The sequence below is a fragment of the Thermococcus litoralis DSM 5473 genome (assembly GCF_000246985.2).
Lineage (GTDB): Archaea > Methanobacteriota_B > Thermococci > Thermococcales > Thermococcaceae > Thermococcus_A > Thermococcus_A litoralis.
Genome location: NC_022084.1, coordinates 1,424,525 through 1,442,841, shown reverse-complemented (window position 1 = coordinate 1,442,841; position 18,317 = coordinate 1,424,525). Strand labels below are relative to the sequence as shown.

General features: G+C 42.3%; 25 protein-coding genes and 1 pseudogene. 15 read left to right on the top strand and 11 right to left on the bottom strand.

Features of this window, described 5'->3' with window-relative positions; translation table 11 throughout:
- Positions 1 to 22: 22 nt before the first annotated feature.
- Positions 23 to 1,192, bottom strand: a complete 1,170-nt coding sequence (gene thrC, locus OCC_RS07815) for a threonine synthase (protein ID WP_004069520.1) — start codon at positions 1,190 to 1,192, stop codon at positions 23 to 25.
- A 131-nt stretch (positions 1,193 to 1,323) separates the two neighbouring features.
- On the opposite strand from thrC, the gene OCC_RS07810 reads away from it, so the two are divergent.
- Positions 1,324 to 1,560: an AbrB/MazE/SpoVT family DNA-binding domain-containing protein gene (locus OCC_RS07810; RefSeq protein ID WP_004069518.1), complete on the top strand. Its 237-nt coding sequence runs from the start codon at positions 1,324 to 1,326 to the stop codon at positions 1,558 to 1,560.
- Positions 1,557 to 1,949, top strand: coding sequence for a type II toxin-antitoxin system VapC family toxin (locus OCC_RS07805; RefSeq protein ID WP_004069517.1), 393 nt, complete (start codon positions 1,557 to 1,559; stop codon positions 1,947 to 1,949). Before OCC_RS07810 ends, OCC_RS07805 begins: the two co-directional genes overlap by 4 nt.
- Positions 1,950 to 1,954: 5 nt before the next feature.
- Here the strand turns inward: OCC_RS07805 and OCC_RS07800 are convergent, their stop codons facing one another.
- Entirely contained in the window at positions 1,955 to 3,049 is a 1,095-nt protein-coding gene (locus tag OCC_RS07800) for a TRM11 family SAM-dependent methyltransferase (protein WP_004069516.1), read from the bottom strand.
- Positions 3,050 to 3,144: 95 nt separating this feature from the next.
- Between OCC_RS07800 and OCC_RS07795 the strand changes: the two genes are divergently transcribed.
- From OCC_RS07795 to OCC_RS12300, 6 genes are all read left to right on the top strand, one after another.
- On the top strand, positions 3,145 to 3,936 hold the full coding sequence (locus OCC_RS07795) for a class I SAM-dependent methyltransferase (protein ID WP_004069515.1): 792 nt from the start codon (positions 3,145 to 3,147) through the stop codon (positions 3,934 to 3,936).
- Positions 3,937 to 3,938: 2 nt separating this feature from the next.
- Entirely contained in the window at positions 3,939 to 4,340 is a 402-nt protein-coding gene (locus tag OCC_RS07790) for a secondary thiamine-phosphate synthase enzyme YjbQ (RefSeq protein ID WP_004069514.1), read from the top strand.
- A gap of 66 nt (positions 4,341 to 4,406) precedes the next feature.
- Complete coding sequence (locus OCC_RS07785) at positions 4,407 to 5,033, top strand: DUF257 family protein (RefSeq protein ID WP_004069513.1); 627 nt, start codon at positions 4,407 to 4,409, stop codon at positions 5,031 to 5,033.
- A 218-nt stretch (positions 5,034 to 5,251) separates the two neighbouring features.
- On the top strand, positions 5,252 to 5,698 hold the full coding sequence (locus OCC_RS07780) for a hypothetical protein (RefSeq protein ID WP_004069506.1): 447 nt from the start codon (positions 5,252 to 5,254) through the stop codon (positions 5,696 to 5,698).
- Positions 5,699 to 5,715: 17 nt separating this feature from the next.
- Positions 5,716 to 6,300, top strand: coding sequence for a hypothetical protein (locus OCC_RS07775; RefSeq protein ID WP_004069504.1), 585 nt, complete (start codon positions 5,716 to 5,718; stop codon positions 6,298 to 6,300).
- Positions 6,300 to 6,572 carry a hypothetical protein gene (locus OCC_RS12300; RefSeq protein WP_148290429.1) on the top strand — a complete coding sequence of 91 codons (273 nt, stop codon included), beginning with the start codon at positions 6,300 to 6,302 and terminating at the stop codon, positions 6,570 to 6,572. The genes OCC_RS07775 and OCC_RS12300 overlap by 1 nt, the downstream gene beginning before the upstream one ends.
- Here the strand turns inward: OCC_RS12300 and OCC_RS07770 are convergent.
- Positions 6,517 to 7,083 (bottom strand): Era-like GTP-binding protein, encoded by a 567-nt coding sequence (locus tag OCC_RS07770; protein ID WP_004069500.1) that lies wholly within the window; start codon positions 7,081 to 7,083, stop codon positions 6,517 to 6,519. The genes OCC_RS12300 and OCC_RS07770 overlap by 56 nt on opposite strands.
- 51 nt (positions 7,084 to 7,134) lie before the next feature.
- Between OCC_RS07770 and OCC_RS07765 the strand changes: the two genes are divergently transcribed.
- From OCC_RS07765 to OCC_RS07755, 3 genes are read left to right on the top strand one after another with little or no spacing between them, the layout of a single operon-like run.
- Entirely contained in the window at positions 7,135 to 7,446 is a 312-nt protein-coding gene (locus tag OCC_RS07765) for a hypothetical protein (protein ID WP_004069498.1), read from the top strand.
- Between the two features lie 2 nt (positions 7,447 to 7,448).
- Positions 7,449 to 7,982, top strand: coding sequence for an HD domain-containing protein (locus OCC_RS07760; protein ID WP_004069496.1), 534 nt, complete (start codon positions 7,449 to 7,451; stop codon positions 7,980 to 7,982).
- Positions 7,983 to 7,986: 4 nt separating this feature from the next.
- The gene (locus tag OCC_RS07755; RefSeq protein WP_004069495.1) at positions 7,987 to 8,859 is read left to right on the top strand and encodes an MBL fold metallo-hydrolase; all 873 of its coding nucleotides are present in this window, start codon (positions 7,987 to 7,989) and stop codon (positions 8,857 to 8,859) included.
- Here the strand turns inward: OCC_RS07755 and cas4 are convergent.
- Together cas4 and OCC_RS07745 are read right to left on the bottom strand one after the other, a co-directional pair.
- Positions 8,849 to 9,469, bottom strand: coding sequence for a CRISPR-associated protein Cas4 (gene cas4 / locus OCC_RS07750; RefSeq protein ID WP_004069492.1), 621 nt, complete (start codon positions 9,467 to 9,469; stop codon positions 8,849 to 8,851). The genes OCC_RS07755 and cas4 overlap by 11 nt on opposite strands.
- Before the next feature lie 134 nt (positions 9,470 to 9,603).
- Entirely contained in the window at positions 9,604 to 9,948 is a 345-nt protein-coding gene (locus OCC_RS07745; RefSeq protein ID WP_048874702.1) for a hypothetical protein, read from the bottom strand.
- Between the two features lie 150 nt (positions 9,949 to 10,098).
- Here OCC_RS07745 and taw2 point away from each other — a divergent pair, with 150 nt between their 5' ends.
- Positions 10,099 to 10,944, top strand: coding sequence for a tRNA(Phe) (4-demethylwyosine(37)-C(7)) aminocarboxypropyltransferase Taw2 (gene taw2, locus OCC_RS07740; RefSeq protein WP_004069488.1), 846 nt, complete (start codon positions 10,099 to 10,101; stop codon positions 10,942 to 10,944).
- Here taw2 and OCC_RS12615 read toward each other — a convergent pair.
- Positions 10,934 to 11,095 carry a hypothetical protein gene (locus OCC_RS12615; RefSeq protein WP_004069485.1) on the bottom strand — a complete coding sequence of 54 codons (162 nt, stop codon included), beginning with the start codon at positions 11,093 to 11,095 and terminating at the stop codon, positions 10,934 to 10,936. The two genes, taw2 and OCC_RS12615, sit on opposite strands and share 11 nt — an antisense overlap.
- A gap of 67 nt (positions 11,096 to 11,162) precedes the next feature.
- Between OCC_RS12615 and OCC_RS07735 the strand changes: the two are divergent.
- A pseudogene (locus OCC_RS07735) lies at positions 11,163 to 12,059 on the top strand (radical SAM protein); the annotation flags it as partial.
- 238 nt (positions 12,060 to 12,297) lie between these two features.
- Entirely contained in the window at positions 12,298 to 13,119 is an 822-nt protein-coding gene (locus OCC_RS07730) for a 7-cyano-7-deazaguanine synthase (protein WP_004069481.1), read from the top strand.
- Positions 13,120 to 13,124: 5 nt separating this feature from the next.
- Here the strand turns inward: OCC_RS07730 and OCC_RS07725 are convergent, their stop codons facing one another.
- The 3 genes from OCC_RS07725 to OCC_RS07710 all read right to left on the bottom strand — a co-directional run bounded on the left by OCC_RS07725 (position 13,125) and on the right by OCC_RS07710 (position 16,146).
- The gene (locus tag OCC_RS07725; protein WP_148290428.1) at positions 13,125 to 13,595 is read right to left on the bottom strand and encodes a hypothetical protein; all 471 of its coding nucleotides are present in this window, start codon (positions 13,593 to 13,595) and stop codon (positions 13,125 to 13,127) included.
- A 58-nt stretch (positions 13,596 to 13,653) separates the two neighbouring features.
- Positions 13,654 to 14,532: a hypothetical protein gene (locus tag OCC_RS12445; protein WP_148290427.1), complete on the bottom strand. Its 879-nt coding sequence runs from the start codon at positions 14,530 to 14,532 to the stop codon at positions 13,654 to 13,656.
- Positions 14,533 to 14,808: 276 nt separating this feature from the next.
- A complete protein-coding gene (locus OCC_RS07710) occupies positions 14,809 to 16,146 on the bottom strand; it encodes a hypothetical protein (protein ID WP_020953746.1) in 1,338 nt (445 codons plus the stop codon).
- A 190-nt stretch (positions 16,147 to 16,336) separates the two neighbouring features.
- Between OCC_RS07710 and OCC_RS07705 the strand changes: the two genes are divergently transcribed.
- On the top strand, positions 16,337 to 17,329 hold the full coding sequence (locus OCC_RS07705) for an AI-2E family transporter (RefSeq protein WP_004066117.1): 993 nt from the start codon (positions 16,337 to 16,339) through the stop codon (positions 17,327 to 17,329).
- Here OCC_RS07705 and OCC_RS07700 read toward each other — a convergent pair.
- Together OCC_RS07700 and OCC_RS07695 are read right to left on the bottom strand one after the other, a co-directional pair.
- Positions 17,310 to 17,855, bottom strand: a complete 546-nt coding sequence (locus OCC_RS07700) for a nicotinamidase (protein ID WP_004066119.1) — start codon at positions 17,853 to 17,855, stop codon at positions 17,310 to 17,312. The two genes, OCC_RS07705 and OCC_RS07700, sit on opposite strands and share 20 nt — an antisense overlap.
- 3 nt (positions 17,856 to 17,858) lie before the next feature.
- Complete coding sequence (locus tag OCC_RS07695) at positions 17,859 to 18,257, bottom strand: DUF2240 family protein (protein ID WP_004066121.1); 399 nt, start codon at positions 18,255 to 18,257, stop codon at positions 17,859 to 17,861.
- Between the last annotated feature and the right edge of the window lie 60 nt (positions 18,258 to 18,317).

Genomic DNA, 18,317 nt, shown 5'->3' with positions numbered 1-18,317 from the left:
TGGCACCAAAAAGAAAAAATAGTTAAAATCTAATAAAGCTTTCCCAGGTTTTTATGTCCTTTAAGCCATGTCCAGTTGCAACTACAACGACACTTTCATCTCTATCTATTATTCCTTCTTCTCTCATGTTTTTAGCGAGGGCAAGGGCCGTCGCTGAGGAAGGCTCCACGAAGAGGCCCTCTTTTCCGAGCATTAGGCCTGCGTTCATAGCTTCCTCATTTGTTACTGTGCCAAGGTATCCTCCACTCTCATCAATGGCCCTCAGAACGTTCTCTCCATCCACGGGGGCTTTAACGGCTATGGCCGAGGCAACCGTTGGCTGTTTTGTCCTTATTGGCTCAATGGGCTTCTTTTCTCTCCAAGCCCTGACTATTGCATCGTAGCCCTCAATTTGAACTCCAGCAATTTTTGGCAATTTTTCAATAAGCCCCACTTCATAGAATTCATTTGCAGCCTTCCAAATGGCCCTTAAGTGTGTCCCAGCACCAATAGGCACCACAATCCAGTCAGGAGCGTTAAATCGGAGCTGATCAAAGATCTCAAAGGCCGTGCTCTTTTGACCTTCTACCCTATAGTGGTAGTTCCCTGTAAGGTAATAATCTTCTTCCTTTGCCATTCTTTCGCTTTCTGCTAGGGCTTCATCATACGTGCTTCCATGGATTTTTATCTTCGCCCCGTAAACAACTGCTTGAACAAGCTTTCCAACAGGAGTCCCTTCTGGAACTACTATTGTCACTTCAAGGCCCGCCTTGGAACCATAAGCAGAAATACTAGCGGCCATGTTTCCCGTTGAGGCCACTACAACCTTTCCTGCATGAAATTCAAGGGCCTTTGTTATTTCTACACTCGAACCCCTATCCTTGAAGGCCCCTGTTGGATTTTCTCCTTCATTTTTGATGTAAAGCTTTCCAAAACCCAGCTTTTTCTCAAGGTTTTTCATTCTGTAAAGTCTCGTACCTCCTTCATTAAGGCTAACAATCTTCCTAAGGTTTGAAACTGGGTAGAACATCCAGTACTTCCATAGTCGCGGCGCTTCTCTAAACCAAGCGTCGTTATCCTCTATAAGCTCTCTTATCGCACCGTAATCATACTGAACATCCAAAGGAGCGCCGCATTTTTCACATTTGTAAATCCCACTTGCTAGAGAGTATTCTCTACCGCACTGAGTACATTTTAACACGGTCTCAAACATTTTAACCACCATTTGATTTTAGTTTATCAATACCCTCACAGCTTATAAATCTTGGGATTGGTGAAATTTGGTTCAATTATTAAGGAAAGGTTTAAGTACCACACAGTAAGAACATGTATGAGGTAAGTAAGATGACAACGGTGAAAGTTTCTTCAAAGGGCCAAATTGTCTTACCAAAAGACATTCGAGAAAGGTTCAATATAAAACCTGGAGATGAAGTAGAGATACTCGAATTTGGGAGAGAAATAGTTTTAGTGCCTATAAAGAGGGATGTTAAGCTGAGAGGACTGATAAAATTCAATAAACCTCTCAAAGAATTGTTAAGGGAGATTAAAGAAGAAGAAAAGACGCTGGAGGACAAGGAATGAACATTGTTTTAGATAGCTATGCAATTTTGGCATATATCGGAGACGAAGTTGGAGCCGAAAAAGTCGAAAAATACCTTCACATGGCAAAAGAAGGAAAAGTTACACTTTACATGAACTACGTTAATCTCGGAGAGATATATTATATTCTTGCGAGACAAGACCTAGAAAAAGCAGATTTGAGCATAGCACTCTTAAAGCGGGAACCAATAGTCTTTATACAGGCAGATGAAAAACTTTCATTGCTTGCGGGGAGAATTAAAGCATTTCACAAACTAAGTTATGCCGATGCTTTTGTTGTGGCAACTGCAATTGAAACAAATTCTCGAATTCTAACCGGTGATGAAGAATTCAAACGCGTAGAGGATAAGGTAGAGATAGAATGGCTCTAATACTTTCACCCCTTAAATCTAAGCACGTGAATGTCTCTAACAACTCTGTGCCTCGCTTCAAAGTCCGTGTATTTCCCTAAAACTTCAAAGCCAAGCTTTCCAAGCCACTTTCTATCCTTGCGATAGATCCTCCCATCGCTGAGCTTGTATGCTGGAAAAACAAACACGACCTTTCCGTTTCTCTTCAAAACGTCTCTAAAGCTATCAAAAACCTGATAATAAAATCCATCAAGCTCGTTGGCAAGCTTTATTGCCTCACCTTTTGTGGGATGATGCTTTAGGGGCTTACCCATATAGGGCTCCGTAACAATAGCGTCAAACCTAATTCTAAAGCACCTTTTGAGCTTTCTTGCATCACATACTTCAAGATGGGCTGTTCTTTTTACTTTAAATTCCTTCTTCAACCACTTCAGGTTTTCTTTGGCTCCGTGAATAGCTTTTGGATTGGAATCACTCCCGTAAGCATTTAAACCTTGAAGCAAAAACTCCTGAACTATAGTACCTATCCCGCAGAAGGGATCAAGGAAATTACCCTGCCTTACCTCTGTGAGGTTCACCATTATTCTCGCTAAACGCGGGGGAATTGAGAAGATCGCTCTTTGCACAGGTCTTTCAACGTCAAGTTTCTTGAGCTCAAATGGGTCAGTTATGGCCACTGTTTCTCCTACGTAGAGCTTCTCTCCAAAGAGAAAGACGAAATCCTTAACCTCGGGAAAGCCCTTCAAGATAAGCTCAGAGGGCATTGCATAGACCTTTGCGGGTTTGAAGAACTTGCTTGTGCCCTGAGATTTGAAGTGCTTCTTTATCTCGCTCCCAAGCTTCCTCCAGAACTTCCAGTCACTTTTTCCATAAAGACTCACAGTAAAAAGCTTCGCATACTCTAAGTCTTTTATTGCCTCTTCCCCTTCTCCAATAATTTTCACGAGTTTTAGCGAACCGCCAAGTCTGTGGAAAAGCCTTTCTACGCTTCTATCACTTTCAAAAACTATCCAGTCTTTTGAGCTCTCAACTACACTAACTTTTAACCCAAATCTCCTCACAAAGGCCCAAAATTCGGCCTCACTGAGCTTTGGGTTCTTTCCGTAGATGAGCGCATACATGATGGGAAGTTCATTGGGGGATTTAAAAAGGTTTGGAGCCGAGAAAACAAAACTCTTAAATTGTCCCGCTAATTATTGTCTTCCGGTGGATTTTTATGAGCCTTGAAGAACTTTATCGCTACCTCCACTGGCGAATGGATCCAGAAGATGAAAGAGCAGTGCTGAGATTTCGGCGAATCGTGGAGGTGTTTGAAAAGCTCAAAAACAAAGGACTGCTCCCTGATAAGCCAAGGGTTCTCGATATATGCGCGGGAACAGGCATAGCTGGAGTTGGTATGGCAAAGGCAGCAAATGCAAAAGCCCTTACCGTTCTCGATGCAAGAGAGGAAGACCTAAAGAAAGTTGGGAAGTGGATTGGGATAGCGGATTTAGACTTAAAACCCAATATAATCATCGGAGACGCAAGGAATGTGGCAGAACTTGCCGATGAGCATGACATAGCTCTTCTCTGGGGCTTGACAATGCCTCATTTTGATGCCTTTGACGCCGTAAAGCTCTTTGCCGGCGTTGCTTCAATCCTGAGCGATGATGGAATGTTTCTCCTTGAAGAATCTGACAGAGTTTATGGGATATTCTACCGAGTGGGATACAAGGATATGCTCGTTGAAACCAGAACAGATGAATACACCCTCATCTCGGTTCACGAAGGTTATGACCCAATTAGAGGAGTTTTTAAGAGAACTTACTACAAGCTCCCAGGGTTTGAGAAAGTCACAGAGCAGGAACACAGACTCTGGGACTTAGCTTCCCAGCTCTCACTTGGGAATGTATTCTTTAGGGAGTACAAAGCTATAACTCCAGCTGAACATGGAGTAAGTGGAGTTTCTACAGTTTTATATTTCAGGAGGCCGAGAAAGAGAATAGCAAGGGAAATTCTGGAGGGGTAGAGGTGATCTTCGAGATTGATATTCCAACAAGGGAGGAGTTTGAACTTATTGACATCACTCCCTTGGTAAACGAGAAGATAAGGGAAAGCGGGATAAAAGAAGGAATAGCCATAATTTTCACTCGGCATACTACAACAGCCCTCTTCATAAACGAGAACGAAAGCGGCCTGCTTGAGGACGTTAGGGAATTTCTCCAAAGTCTTGTGCCTAAGGGAAAAGGCTACAGACACGACAGAATAGACAGCAACGCCCACTCCCATCTGAGGAGCATCCTTCTAAGCCCAAGCCTAGCAATTCCGATAAAAGACGGAAAACTCTTACTTGGGACATGGCAGAGCGTGATCTTTGCCGAGCTAGATGGACCAAGGAGGAGAAAGGTTTTTGTGAAAATATGTGAGTGCTGAGGTTTTTCAATATCGCGTTACAAAAACCTTAAATTCATCCAACTTAAAAAAACTGAGGGGGTTATAATGCTCGAAATCCTGAATAAGTTAAAACCGGGAGAAATTGTGCTGGTGGAGTATTCATCAAAAGATGATCCTTCGCTGTTTTTTATTGAAGTGATAAACTGGGCCGAGCTTAAAAAACACCAGGTGCTTATTACCGACCTCTTTAACCGAATAGAGTTATGCCTGAAACGAATGAAGATGAGAGTCCCCCACTGTGAAGCCCTTGAGAAGGCAAAGTTCATTGAGATTGGATATCACGAACTGCCAGAGGTAAACATGGTTGGATTTTTAAGAGCGGACAGAGAACTGCCCGCGTTGTTTAAAGCGTATAGAGAACTCTTTGAGGAAGTTGTAAGCAAGCAATTTACCGTAATATTAGTAACCGGGATAGAAAGATGGATTCTTATGAGAAACGAAGGGATTCCGTTTGTTAATGTCCTCTCAACATTTTTAGGAGACACCCGCAGGATAGCCTTTTATTTCGTAAACAGAGATGTCCTAAGCGGAAATAATAGAGAAGTTCTCTCACTGCTGGAAGACCTCGCAACGACAATCATAGAATTCAAAAAAGACAATAAGAGAAAGCTCGTGATTACTAAAGCATTGAACACGGACTTAGAGGACTATGAGATGGAGCTGTATCCCTAAAACCCGCAGGTTTTCAAAGAATACCCAAAATCCAAAGGAAGTACACAAAATACGAGGCAATTAATTTTAGAGTAAGGACTAGCTATATTGCTATTTACTCGAGAATTAGGCAAAAATTTTTATCACCTTAACTCCAAAGTAAAACATAAGCCCTCCTGATCATTTCTAATCAGAAAGCCTATATGATTTGATCAACAATATATGGTAGTGGGATGAAGATGCCAGAAGACCAGGATATCGAGAAGCTCTCAGAGGAAGTCAAAACCTTAAGAAAAGCCCTAAACGAATTGATGGCAAGCTTTGAAATAGTCTCAAGGCTGGCAGAAAATTATCTCCGTCTCATCAACATCTATGCGCAATATGGGGGATTAGGAATAGACGTAGTCGTGCCAGAGATAAGGCATGACCCCATAGCAAGGGAAATCGTGCGAATTCTCTTTGATTTGAGAAGCGCGAACATAAGCCAGATCACTCAAGAGCTAAAAAGAAGAAGGGGCAAAGCTTCGCGAAACACCGTCAGAGAAAAGATACATCACCTAATTGAGCTTAACGTTGTTGAGGAAGTTGATGGTGAGAAGGGAAAAGCCTATGCACTCAGAAAGGAAGTGCTCAATAAGTGGTTTGATTTGATCGGAATCCCAATTAAGTTTGACCAAACAGAATAATTATTGAGGTGATTGAAATGGAATTTGATGAGAAATTTGGTGAAGAGATAAGGAAAAAAATTGAAGAAGCCATGGAAAGCGAAACAGGGGCAAAGAAATTCATAGAAGAGACGATCAGAGAGCTCACAAAAGAACTCAAAGAGGCTAAGAGCAAAGAGGACATGGAGCTCATCGAGAAGAAGATCGAAATGCTTGAGGAGATGCTCAAGACATACCAGAAGGGCAAAGGAGATGAGGAGGACATTAAGGAACTTCAACAGGTGCTTGGAACTGTTTCAGAACACTTACCAAAAATAATGGACTCCATTTTTGGACCAATAAAAGAGCTCCTAAACGACGTCTATGACCCAGAAAAGGCAGAGAAGTTCGGCAAAAATGTTGCAAACTTTTACAAAGAGCTTGTAGGAGCTGGGATGGATCCGGATAAGGCATTTGAACTTACAAAAGAGTACATGGAAAGCATGAATATCATAAAGACCCTTGTTGCAGCGTTTATGAAAGAGAGAATGGGTAAGCTTGAAGGCCTCAAAGACCTCGGGAACATCGGAAAGAAAAAGAAGATAGAGATAGAGGAAGAGGAGGAGTTTGAGGAGGAGCTCTGATGTTTTCGCTCTTTTTTTCCTTCCTTCGACTGCTCATGATAATTCCAAAAACACTGTGGCAGCTGGCGGGGATGAAAAGGGCCGTTAAGAGGGCAAAAAGAAAGTTTAAGAAAACATTGATCAAGAACGGCTTCCCCAGAGAACTTGCAGAAGAACTTGCAAATGAATACGCTATTTTGGATGAAATGCTAAGCATTAGAGGAATTTTAAAGTTAATCAAGACCTCCTGGCGTACTGAGCGTAATACGTCAGCTTTTCTAAAAGTTCGTTAAATCCCTCATAGGTAACCAATGATAGCAGTATTGGCTCTTGCTCAAGTCTCTTCTTGATGATTTCTCTAAGCTCCTCGGCCTTTTCTCTCGGCACAAGGTCTATCTTATTGACAACAACTATTATCGGCTTATCATATCTGAACTTTAGCAGATGGTGTAACTTTTCCATTCCCCTGTGAAGGCCATATTGGGCATCTATCATATGAATAACTATGTCCGCTGAGACGATTTCGTTCAGGAGCTCTTTGAACTTCTCCTCGCTCAGAACTTTCCCCCTAAGTTCATGCTGTGGGTCATACAGTCCAGCTGTATCAATTAAAACCAGCTCGTCAGCACCTCCAAGAGGGTTCTTCATTGTTTTCGGAATCTTAACCGTCCCAAAAGCCCTTCTTATGACTCCTTTTGTGGTGCCGGGGATAGGCTGCGTTTCAGAGATTTTTCTCCCAAGGAGAGCATTCATAAGTGTGGATTTGCCTACATTTTCAGCACCAATAATCGCAACCTTTATCATCTCTCTCACCCAAAATATTTTCACGATAGTTAAGTTATAAGGGTGATGGGAGTGAAGAGAACTAAGTTCGGTCACAACTATTATTACATCCTTACGATTGACGAGCTCAAAAATGGCAATTTTAGGGGAAAAAACGTCGTTATAGAAGGGATTGTAGAGGACAAGCCAAAGATTGAGTTCCTCCCCATGGAACTGCCAAGTTATAGAGCAACTTTCCATATTTCTGGCTTAAAAATAGAGTTCTCTGGAACTCCCAACGTAGGTAAGGGAGAGACCGTCAAAGTTTATGGAAGGTTCGTAGGGGATGGAATAATAGCTAAAGCCATTGAAACAGAAAGAGTCCTCTACGTGACGGAGGAATAAGAATGTTAAACCTTTTTGCAGAGGCTGGGAAGTTAAAGAAGCTCCCCAGAATGGGATGGTTGCTTAGAGGAGTTCAGAGCCCGGAAAGCGTTGCTGAACATACGTTTAGGGTGGCTTTCATAACCCTATTCTTGGGAGACGAACTAAGAAAAAGAGGAATGGAAATAAACGTCGAGAAAGCGCTGAAGATAGCTATCCTCCACGATCTTGCTGAGGCAAGGATCACTGATTTGCCCCTTGAGGCGCAGAAGTACGTGGATAAGAAGAAAGCCGAGAGAAAGGCCATGGTGGACATTCTCGGCGCTGAGAGGGTGGAATACTTCAAGCTTTTTCAAGAGTATGAAGAAGAAAAAAGTCCAGAGGGAAGGCTTGTCAAGTTTGCCGACAAGCTTGAAATGGTTCTCCAAGCATGGGAATACGAAAAAGCAGGATCAAAAGGTCTGGAGGAGTTTTGGGAGGCTTTGGAGTATTTAAAGAAAAGTGAATTTTACCCATATTTTAAAGAGCTCGTTGATGAGCTGGAAAGGCTGAGGTGATTTTATGGCACTTGAGAAACTTGGAGAAAACCTCTATCTTTACCCTGGGAGTCCTTCTACAATGATAAAAGTTGAGGAAAACGTGGTTATTATTGATCCGGGAAATGGGAGCAAAAGGCATAAAGAACTCAGACGAGAGCTGAGGAAAATAAACCTTGAGATTGACTACATGCTCTCCACCCATGGACATGCCGATCACATAGCAATCGCACCGAAGCTTGGGAAGCCCTTATTTATTCACAGGTATGAGTTCTCCATAGCTGAAAGCCCCCTCAACAGGGAGCTCTTGACCTTTGGTTCGAAGGCACCAAAAGGGTTTTTGGTCTACCAGTTTCCACAAGAAGTCAGAGTTCATGGAGTTTTTGACTGGAACGATGTGCTCTTTGGGCTGAAAACGGTAGAGCTCTCGGGACACTCGCCAGGAATGACGGGTTTCCTAGATGAGGAAAACGGCGTTTTGTACGCGGGAGATAGCTTTTTTGGTGAGAGGGTTATTCAGTCCGTAGGCTTGCCTTATTTAGTTGAGCCAGAGCTTTTCAAGGAGTCTATAAGGAAATTAATGGGTTACGCAGAGGAAGGCATTCTACTCATCCCTTCCCACGGAAGGGCTGTAAAAGGAGAAGAGGCTCTAAAACTGCTTGAACTTAACCTTCAAAGAGTAGAAGAAGGAGAAAAAAAGATTCTTGAGCTATTAAGAGAGCCAAAGAGTGTAAGTGAGCTTAGCTATGCACTTGCAAAGGACTTTGGAGCAAAAATAACACCCCAGATACTCGCTTTGAATCAAGTCCCAATAAGGGCAATAATCGCGGATCTCTATAATCGAGACCTCATAGAGGCAGTCATAGAAAACGACCTCAAGTGGAAAGCTAAGGAGTAAATCCATTTCCAAAACAAATGTAATAGTAGGGACAGAACTTACATGTGTAGTCCTTCCACCCCTCTGGGGGAACGCCCTTTTCATAATGTTTTTTTATCAGGTAAAACTGCTTTACGGTCTCTTTGAAAAGCTTTTCGTCATAGGGCACTTCAAAAGCTTTAAAGTTCTTTCCCCTGACTATTGGGAATCTGGAAAAGTCCACGTCCTTCAAAACCCTCTTTGGTTCCTCATGCAGCTTAACATAATACAAATAGCCGTATTCACTCTCTGCCCACCTTAGATAAACGTTCAGCTGGGCTAGATGGTAGTCATAGGGGAGCCTTGGAAGGGAAGTTTTTCCCTTTATCTCTATTGGAAACCGCCTGAATGCATCTATCCTCCCGTGGATTTCAAGCCCTAGACGGGGGGATTTTAACACTATATGCTTCTCAAGCTCAAAACCAAACCTTTTCTTAAGTATCTCTCCAAGAACATTATGGGTGTTAACCCCTTGCTCAAGCCTCACCCTTACAAATTCGGGCCACTTTTCCTTATACCCCTTAAGACGAAAGTAAACCCTTCGGGGGCACGTCATGGCTTCACTTGCATAAAACTCAAGTAGCTCACTCATCCCCGCTCCTCCAAAAGGTGTTTAAAGCGTCAGCTAATACCGACGTCATCATTGACTCAGACTGGGCAAGGCCCATCATCCGCTAACTAAGAATACTTCTGAAGGTTTAAAATATTTGAGGTAAAAAGAAAAGATTAACTCCTGCTTTTTAGAAGAGAACCCTTCTTTATCGAGTAGCTGAGACCATAAGCGGGCCACAACCCTGGGGGCATTGAATAGTGGTGGAGATTCCTGAGTATTTTCTCAGCGTGCTCCTTTTTATCGGCAACTATCCTGAGCTTCTCCCTTGTAAGCTCTACGGTTCCGTTTGGCAGCTTGAGAATTATCTTATCCCCGATTACATCTGGCTTGGCCCTCATTAGAAGAGCCTTCAAGTCCCTGTAGGCATCTTCCGTTATTTTCTGCTCAATGACGCCTTCCTTCTTTTTGGATTTTAATATTTTACTCAACCAAAAACTACTCGAGGATTCATCATCCATTGTCAAACTCTACCTCCGGTGAGGTTCTCAGATAATATTGGGGACACTCCTTTTTAAGCTTTTTCTATCGTTCTTTGCCGAAATGACCAATCGAAGAAAGGAACGTACCAGACCAAAAGGTTTTAAGGGAGTTCTTGGAGGTTACCCTGTATGAAGAGAAGAAAGACCCAGCTCATAAAACCCCGTATAAGAGAGATACTGAGCAAAACCCTTCCTCCCGAATTAGTGAACCTTCTTCCAAAACATTGGGTTCAGCTGGGAGATGTTTTAATCCTTCCCCTTCGAGAAGAGCTCTTGCCTTACAAATATGAGATCGCAAAGGTCTATGCGGAAGTTTTGGGTGTCAAAACAGTCTTGAGGAAGGGAAAGATTGGCGGAGAATTCAGGGAGACCAACTATGAGATAATCTACGGAAACGATCCGGTAACGATCCACAAAGAGAACGGCATCCTCTACAAGTTTGATGCCTCTAAAATCATGTTCTCCCCTGCAAATGTAAAGGAAAGGGTTAGAATGGCGAGCATTGCAAAGCCGGATGAACTTGTTGTAGATATGTTCGCAGGAATAGGTCACCTGAGCCTGCCCATAGCAAAGCACTGCGGTGCTAGGGTAATAGCAATCGAAAAGAGCCCCTATACCTTTAAGTTCTTGGTCGAAAACATCGAGCTCAACAAAGTTCAGGACAGAATGACGGCCTACAACATAGATAACAGAGAATTTAAAGGAGAAAATATAGCCGATAGGATTTTGATGGGCTACGTTGTCAAAACGCATGAATTCATTCCGAAAGCTTTGGAGATAGCAAAGGATGAAGCGGTGATTCATTACCACAACACCGTTCCAGAGAGGCTGATGCCTAGGGAGCCCTTTGAGACCTTTCAAAAAATAGCCAGGGAACACGGCTACGAGAGCGAGCTGTTGGAGAGCAGGATAATCAAACGCTACGCTCCGGGAGTATGGCACGTTGTTCTGGACATAAGGGTCTTCAAGAAGTAGGGCTTTCATAGGTAGCCCAAATGGTATAACAGCCTTTTTCGTCTTCTTCAATACTTATATGCTTCAGAGAAATCCCATATTCCTTGACGAGTTCTTCAACCACTTTTGGGATTTCCTCAAGGAAAGCCTTCCTTTTTAGGGTTATCCTCATTTCCTCACCACAACCCCAAAAGCGTCAAGTTTTTTAATGCTTTCCCACATCATCTCTCGGTGAGAAAATGAAATACAGCTGGGAAGAATTTGCGAGAAAAATGGGTATAGAGCCAGAGATTTTGGAAAACAAAGAGGCGAGACTCTTAAAGAAGTTTGTTGATGATTTAGTCGTTCCAACTCACTGTCAAGGGTGTCAAGGCTTAGATTTGAGCATAGAAAATCCAGTCCACCATCCCTCTTACGAGCTCACTCCCGCTTGCAACCATGATTGCATATTCTGCTACTCCAATGTGGCATTAAAGCTTGGGAAAGACCCAAAGCCGGGCTACTACGGATGGAAGAACCCTTATGCAATTACCGTCTCCCAGTACGGAGAGCCCCTCATGAGTCCAAGAATAGTTGAGGTAAACAGGCTTTTGAGAAAGAAGTTCCCCGATGCGAGGCTCGACCTTCAAACGAACGGCTCCCTCTTAACGGAGGAGCTATGGGAGAAGCTTGACTTTGATTTGGTTATGATTAGTTTAGACGCTGCAAGTAGAGAAAAGCACAAAATGATAACCAATGCCGATACCTTTGAGAATGTCGTAAACGCTCTCAAGATCGTTGGGGCAGACAAATCTGTCCGCTCCGTCGTGAGAACAATCTTCATGCCCGGGATAAACGATGAGGACATTCCAAAAATAGCGGAGCTTGCGGCTTCCCTTGGAGTTGACGAGATGATGCTTCAGCCCTTAACAATACACAAGCTCAACGAGGAGCGGTTAAGAAAAGCGGGCTTAGACTTTGAGAGGGCTGAGAGCATAAGAGAATACCTCAAGGCAGCAATGGAAGCTAAAAAATACATAGACGTTAGGATAAGCGGCTGTCAGCTTGCCATTTATAGAACCATGGACGCGCTAACGCTCTTCAGCGCAAGGCGTATAGGAAGAGACGTAGCTCCGATAGTAAAGAGAAAGAAGGTTGAGCTCGAAGAGACCTGCGATGGTGCGTTTAGATTCAGTCTTGGGAGGGAAGTAAACCTAAAGGATCTTACCTCAAAGTTAGAACGCTTAAACACTCTCTATGAGTTCAAAAAGGACTACGTTAGGTTCTTAGATAAGGGAACAGAGATAATTGTCTTCAAGAGCGGGAAAGTATTGGTGAAGAACACTACAGAAGAGAAAGCGAAGGAGCTTTACACCAAATACTTCGGTGGGTAAAATGCTCAAATGCTCACTCTGCATACACGACGAGAGAACTGCAAAGATCAAAATCGTTGATGGAAAACCCCTCTGCAAGGAATGCATAAACTACCTAGCCCATAAGCCAGACAAAGAAAAAATACGGGCTGAACTTGAAGAGCTGATGAGAAAAGTGGACAAAGCCATAGTGGCTTTCTCAGGTGGTAAAGACAGCACGGTTGCCCTTTATCTCGCAAAAGATAAATATAACGTTGATGTTGAAGCTGTAATGATAGACCACGGCTTTATGGCGAGAGAAGCTATAGAGAACGCAAAAAGAATAGCCAAACACCTCGAAGTGCCCTTGACGATTCTTCACCATGATTACTCTGACATCTTTAGGGAGGCTCTCCTTAAAGGCAAATCCCCATGCAAAAAGTGCTCCTCGAGGACGATGGAGAAGCTTAGAAAATACGCCCTAAGGAAGGGAATCAAATACATAATAACAGGGCATGAGCTTCCTTTTGGTCATCATCCCTACAGACTGATGAGCAATGGAATAGTACAAATCCGGTTGCTGAGCCTTATGAGTGAGGAAGAGCGCTTTGAAATTCTCAACAAGCTTCCTTTCAAGTTCCCTGAGCTTGCCGGCTACACAACCAACTGCCTAATCTTGGGCCCTGCACTCAGGAGATATTACGAGAAGCACGGCTACAGCTTTGAGACGAGGAGGATAGCAGCACTGGTGAGATATGGGTTAATTAACAAGGAGAAAGCCCTAAAAAAGATCAGCAAACCTGAAATCCCGGAGGAAATTGAGGAAAAAATCTATGGAAAATTAGGAATCATCCAGAGCAAATGATCATTTTAAGGAGCAATTATCTTATATGCTCTAATACTTCCATCTCTGAATTTTACGTAGGTCGTTCTGCCTTCAATTTTCACGTTTTCTGGAGTCTTATCAAGACTTTTGCATGCTATCTTGATCAAATATTCGCTTGTAAAGACGCAAAGTCCATTTTTCTTCTTTCCCTCTTCATTTGTAAGGAAGTAGGCAACAACAACGTATTTATCATTCGCATCAACCCAAAAGCCCGCGCCAAGGGCACTACCACTAATGCTCGCAACACGGGCTTTTCTAACACTGCCTTCTTTGATAAGATACAAGTTCCCGTTGGTTCTAACCCATAAGAATTTAGTTTCAACATATGTTGCCACAAAATAAAGTCTATCCTCAATAATTTTGACGTTAGATATTCTGAACCCTTTTGGAATATTAGGACAGAATTTAGTGGTAAGCAGCATCCTCTGGATAATATGCATATAGCAAAATTCCATCTGGAAGACAGAGATAGGAGCCCTTAACGCCTTTGAGCGTGTAAAACTCCAAATTTTCTCATTGGTTCACACCTCTTCTCCATGCACAAACCCCATCAATCCCCTCTCCAATAACCCATTTATCCCAGACTAAGATCTTAGATACCGGTTCTTTTGTTCTCCAGCATTTAAAGTTCCCGAAATCGTAAACACAGATGCCTTTAGCTTTCCGGAATAAGCTAGATGTCTTTATGTCCAAGTAGGCGAAGGCTATCAAATCATCTTTTGCTACCTTGACCCCTTTTATTAAAGATGGAGTTTTCAACCTTTTGTAAACTGGCGAAGCTACAATTTTCTTGAGTTTTCCTTTAGAATCAATAATATAGATTCTACCAGTATATCCGACGACATACAGATCGCCATTATGAGCTTTCATTCCGGCAATGCCCCAATCATAAAACTTTCCTTCATAGTTCCTAAGGTTAATGTGCCACTTGAGAGAACCATTGAGAGAGAACGCATAGATGTCGCCACCAGTTATGAGTGTTCCTCCAGGTTCTGTGCCACCAGTTGAGAAAAACAGCGTATTATTGGAATACTCAAAGTCGCTGATTGCATACCTTGTGGTTACGTTCCACATAAACCCTCCGTTTTTGTTGAGAACTACTGCAGAACCATTAGTAAAGGCATCATTAGTTTTAAAAGTTAAAACATACCCTCCCGGAAACGTATAAATCAACGGATATGAATTGGGAGGAACTTTAAAAGGATACACTAAACAGTTTTCGGTACAAACATAATATTCAATAATCTCAAAATTGTACTTCCCTCCAACAGAATGAAGAGTAGAATAGAGCGAAATATTTCCCAAATTGACAGCAAAAGCCAATTCAGTTAAATCAACACCTTCAGGTATGCCAAGCTTAGTAATTGTGAAATCATCCAGATTAATGCTCAAAACTTCGGAGGCATTTATTATTGAAAGCGTGTTTTCCAGAAGAAATACCCTCTTTGTGCTTGAAATTCTTTGAGAACTTTTCCATTTGTTATGTTAAGGACTAATAGGGTATCATCCTTAAGGATTGTAACTTTTCCACTCCAAACACCGACCAGAGAAGCATCTTTGTACTTCCATTCACAACTTCGATACTCATGTGAAATGGAGATGGCTAAGGTTAAAAGCAAAAGAAAAAGAAGGGCTAAAATCATTCTTGAAGTTTTCATATCCAGTCACCTATGGCCATATTGTTCTGTTCGGTTTATCCTCATGTACGAAGTTTTGTGCTCCGCTTGGATCACATGCAAAGCACCCACTACAATGAGTGTTACACCAATGACATTGGCAGCCAATCAAGCACCCTCTGCAACAGTCTAAATAGTTTTCAAACACATCCAGCTTATAAGTTCCCCAAGGAACCAAATTAGGATCTGGAAGATCAGCTCTTCCTGTTGTTAACCAACAGTGAGTAGCATCACATTCAAACTGCCATATTATATCGTGTTTTACGTCATCACTGTCATATGCACTGAAAAACCACTTTACTTGAATAGAATGAACAGGAGATCCTCCCAAGATTGGATCGTAAGTTAGTTCCACCGCCTTGTCCCAATATTCGTGTATATCGTAAGTTGATGTAAAATCATACGTACAGTATTCATCATAGAAGTAATTCATATTTGGGGTTGAAGATGTATACATGCCAACCCACACTGCCACTTTCTGAAAATCATATAAGTATGCTTGAGATGGCAGTGCAGGACTTGATTCTCCAAAGCAATAGTGTAATTGACATCCCCACCCTCTGCTTATACCTACGTCAATTGATAAAGGTTCTACTCCAGTAGTTTTCATGATTGTTTGTTTTCTTCCGAGTTCTTTAAGCTTTTTGAGTGTTTGCAGTTTATCCCTCTCCCCCAAGTAAGCATAAATCCTATCCCAAATCTGCTTCTTCTCTTCTATTAACCCTAAAGCATCCTCAACTGTAGCATTACCAGCTTTTATCTCTCCAATAGTTTCCCTAAGCTTCATGTCTGTAACAACGTACTCATCAAACGTTAATTCACCAGCCTGCCTGTAAAAAGCAATAAACCAGTCCAAGTCAACGTCTTTCCTAACAGGATGAACCTTCTCAATGTATTGTTTGACCAACTCATCCTCCCTAGGAAGCCTGTAATAAAGAACCTCAACACCATAAGGAGTCCTACGAGTATACTTCTTGATTAACTCCAAGCTTAGCTCTTGCCTTTTATAAAATTCCAAATCACTCTTCAAAAGCTGGATCTCGTCCTCAAGCTTAACAATCTTCTCAAGTGTTTCAATGCTTTTAGTTTTATTAAGTTCAGCGTAAAGCTTATGCAACTCCGCCTCTTTTTGATTAATCAACCTCGTCAAATTCTCAATTTTTGCATTTGCTTCACTCAAAGCCTTATCAACATCAAAATCCCTACAAGAACTGCAAGCACTGCAGGTCTCAGAACTAACTTGCAAACTCTTAACTTCCTGAGCAAAAACAAAACCAAAACTACTAAAAACCAACAACCCAACAATGCCCAAAACTACCCACCTTAGCATTCGCCCCCCCAAGCATGAGGAAATTTTCACAAATAATAAGCACTCAAACTATATAAAATTTACCATTAGAAAAAACGAAAAGACAAAAGAAAAAACAACAAACAACAAAACAAAGTAAAAAATCCAAACAACTCAACTTAAAACAGAAAGCTAAATATAACTCTATGCCCAAGTTGAGTAGTGGGAGACCATGAAAGCAGAGGAAATCTTATGGGGAGTTGTGGCGTTAATAATCCTTTATCTAGCATGGAGAACGATAGCCCCTCTTTTGTCGGCGATATTCTTTGCCGCTATTCTGGCTTATGCGGTCTTACCACTCCACAAACGCCTAGCAAAAAGAGTTGATAGCAAAAAATCCGCATTAATCCTTACTGCTCTTTTAATAGGGCTTTCAGCGGTTATCACGGCGGAGCTTGTGCTTATAATAAAGAACTTGGTAGTCTCGTTTTACGAAGATATAATGACCTTCATTTCTTGGAGTCTAACCCTTGAGCTGCCGTTTGGTGTTCACAATGTGCTTCAAAGGCTCTACTCTCAGCTGACACCGAAGTTAGCTGAATACGTGCAGAGTTATGCATTCTCAATACCGAAGTATCTCCTCCAGTTGGTGGTTTTCTTGGCCATGTTCTACGCCTTTCTTGTAAACTCCGAAGAAATAAAAAGGCAGATCAATGCCTTAATCCCTGGAGGACATGAACATTTAGGGGAAAAACTCTTAAAGAGGGCAGATGTAACTCTGCAAGCTCTCATAAGAGCGTGGCTTCTCCTCAACATTGCTAAAGGAATCTTAATGACCCTCGGCTTCTGGGGGTTTGGCATTACGGACTTTCCAACCGCCCTGCTAGCCGGGCTTTTAACGATACTCTTCAGTTTTATTCCCCTCTTCGAGGGATGGATGATATGGCTCGTTGCGGCTATATACCTATTAAAGCAAGGGGACGTGCTAAAAGCCGTCGCAATTTCCATTTACGGAGCGACACTTGTGTCCCCGCTTCCAGATTTCACAATAAGACCTAAGCTAGTTGCAAAAGAGGCTAAGCTCGATGAGATAATGGTTCTAGTTGGTATGATAGGCGGAGTATGGGCGTTTGGAGTTAAGGGTCTGATAATCGGCCCAATAGTCCTTAACCTAGTCTCTGCGTTGTTAAAAGAATGGAAAAGAATCAAAGCTCAGCAGAGCTGATTATCTTTGCCCCCTTTTCTTCCAACTCTTTGAGGGCTTTTTCTTCGTCCTCACGCTTTATTCCCTTAACGGCATCCTTAATAAGATAAACCTCAAAGCCATTCTTGATGGCATCTAGAGCAGTGGCTCTAACACAATACTCGGTGGCAACCCCACAGATGTAGACCCTTTTGACCCCTTTCTCTTTTAGGATCTCGGCAAGTTCTGTGCCTTCGAAGCCGGAATATGCTTCTTTGTCAGGCTTGTCTGCCTTTGAAATGATTATTGTATCTTTGGGGAGACTAACCACTATCTCAGCACCTTCAGTGTTTTGAACGCAATGCCTCGGCCACGGACCTCCTTGCTCCTTAAAGCTTATGTGGTTTGGCGGATGCCAGTCTCTTGTTGCAACAATAAGGGCTCCCCTCTGTTCGAACTTCTTAATAAGCTCCTCAATAGTTGGAATTATCTTGTCTCCCTCCGGAACCGGAAGGGCTCCACCGGGCATGAAATCCCTCTGCATGTCAACTATTATTAACGCCTCCATTCCTCACACCTCCAGCTTGTCCTTAAACTTCGACATATCAATCCCTTTGTCCAAACCATAGAGGTAGGCAACTATTTTCTTGTCTAAATCCCCATATCTTTCAGAAAACTTTTCCAAGTCTTCGAGGACTTCTAGATGGCTCCAGCCCAATTTTTTGGCAATGTAGTCTATCATCTCACCAAAGACATCCTCTCTCTTTTCCTCTTCTTTAAGAGCGTCCTCCTTAATTATGAGCTTCTCCCCTCTTTGCTCAATAATGCCTCTCTTTATGGCTTCCTCAACCAAGGCTTTAGCCTCATTATAATCCATAAGGCGGAGTTTAAGCACGATGGTCCCTATTAACTCAGGCTTTGAGAATTCATTCGAGCCCTTATAGAGGATTGCATACTTCAAAGCCTCCACAAATTCCACCAAGAATAAATAGGAACTCAAAAAATAAAAACGTTTGCCAGATTAAGCCCC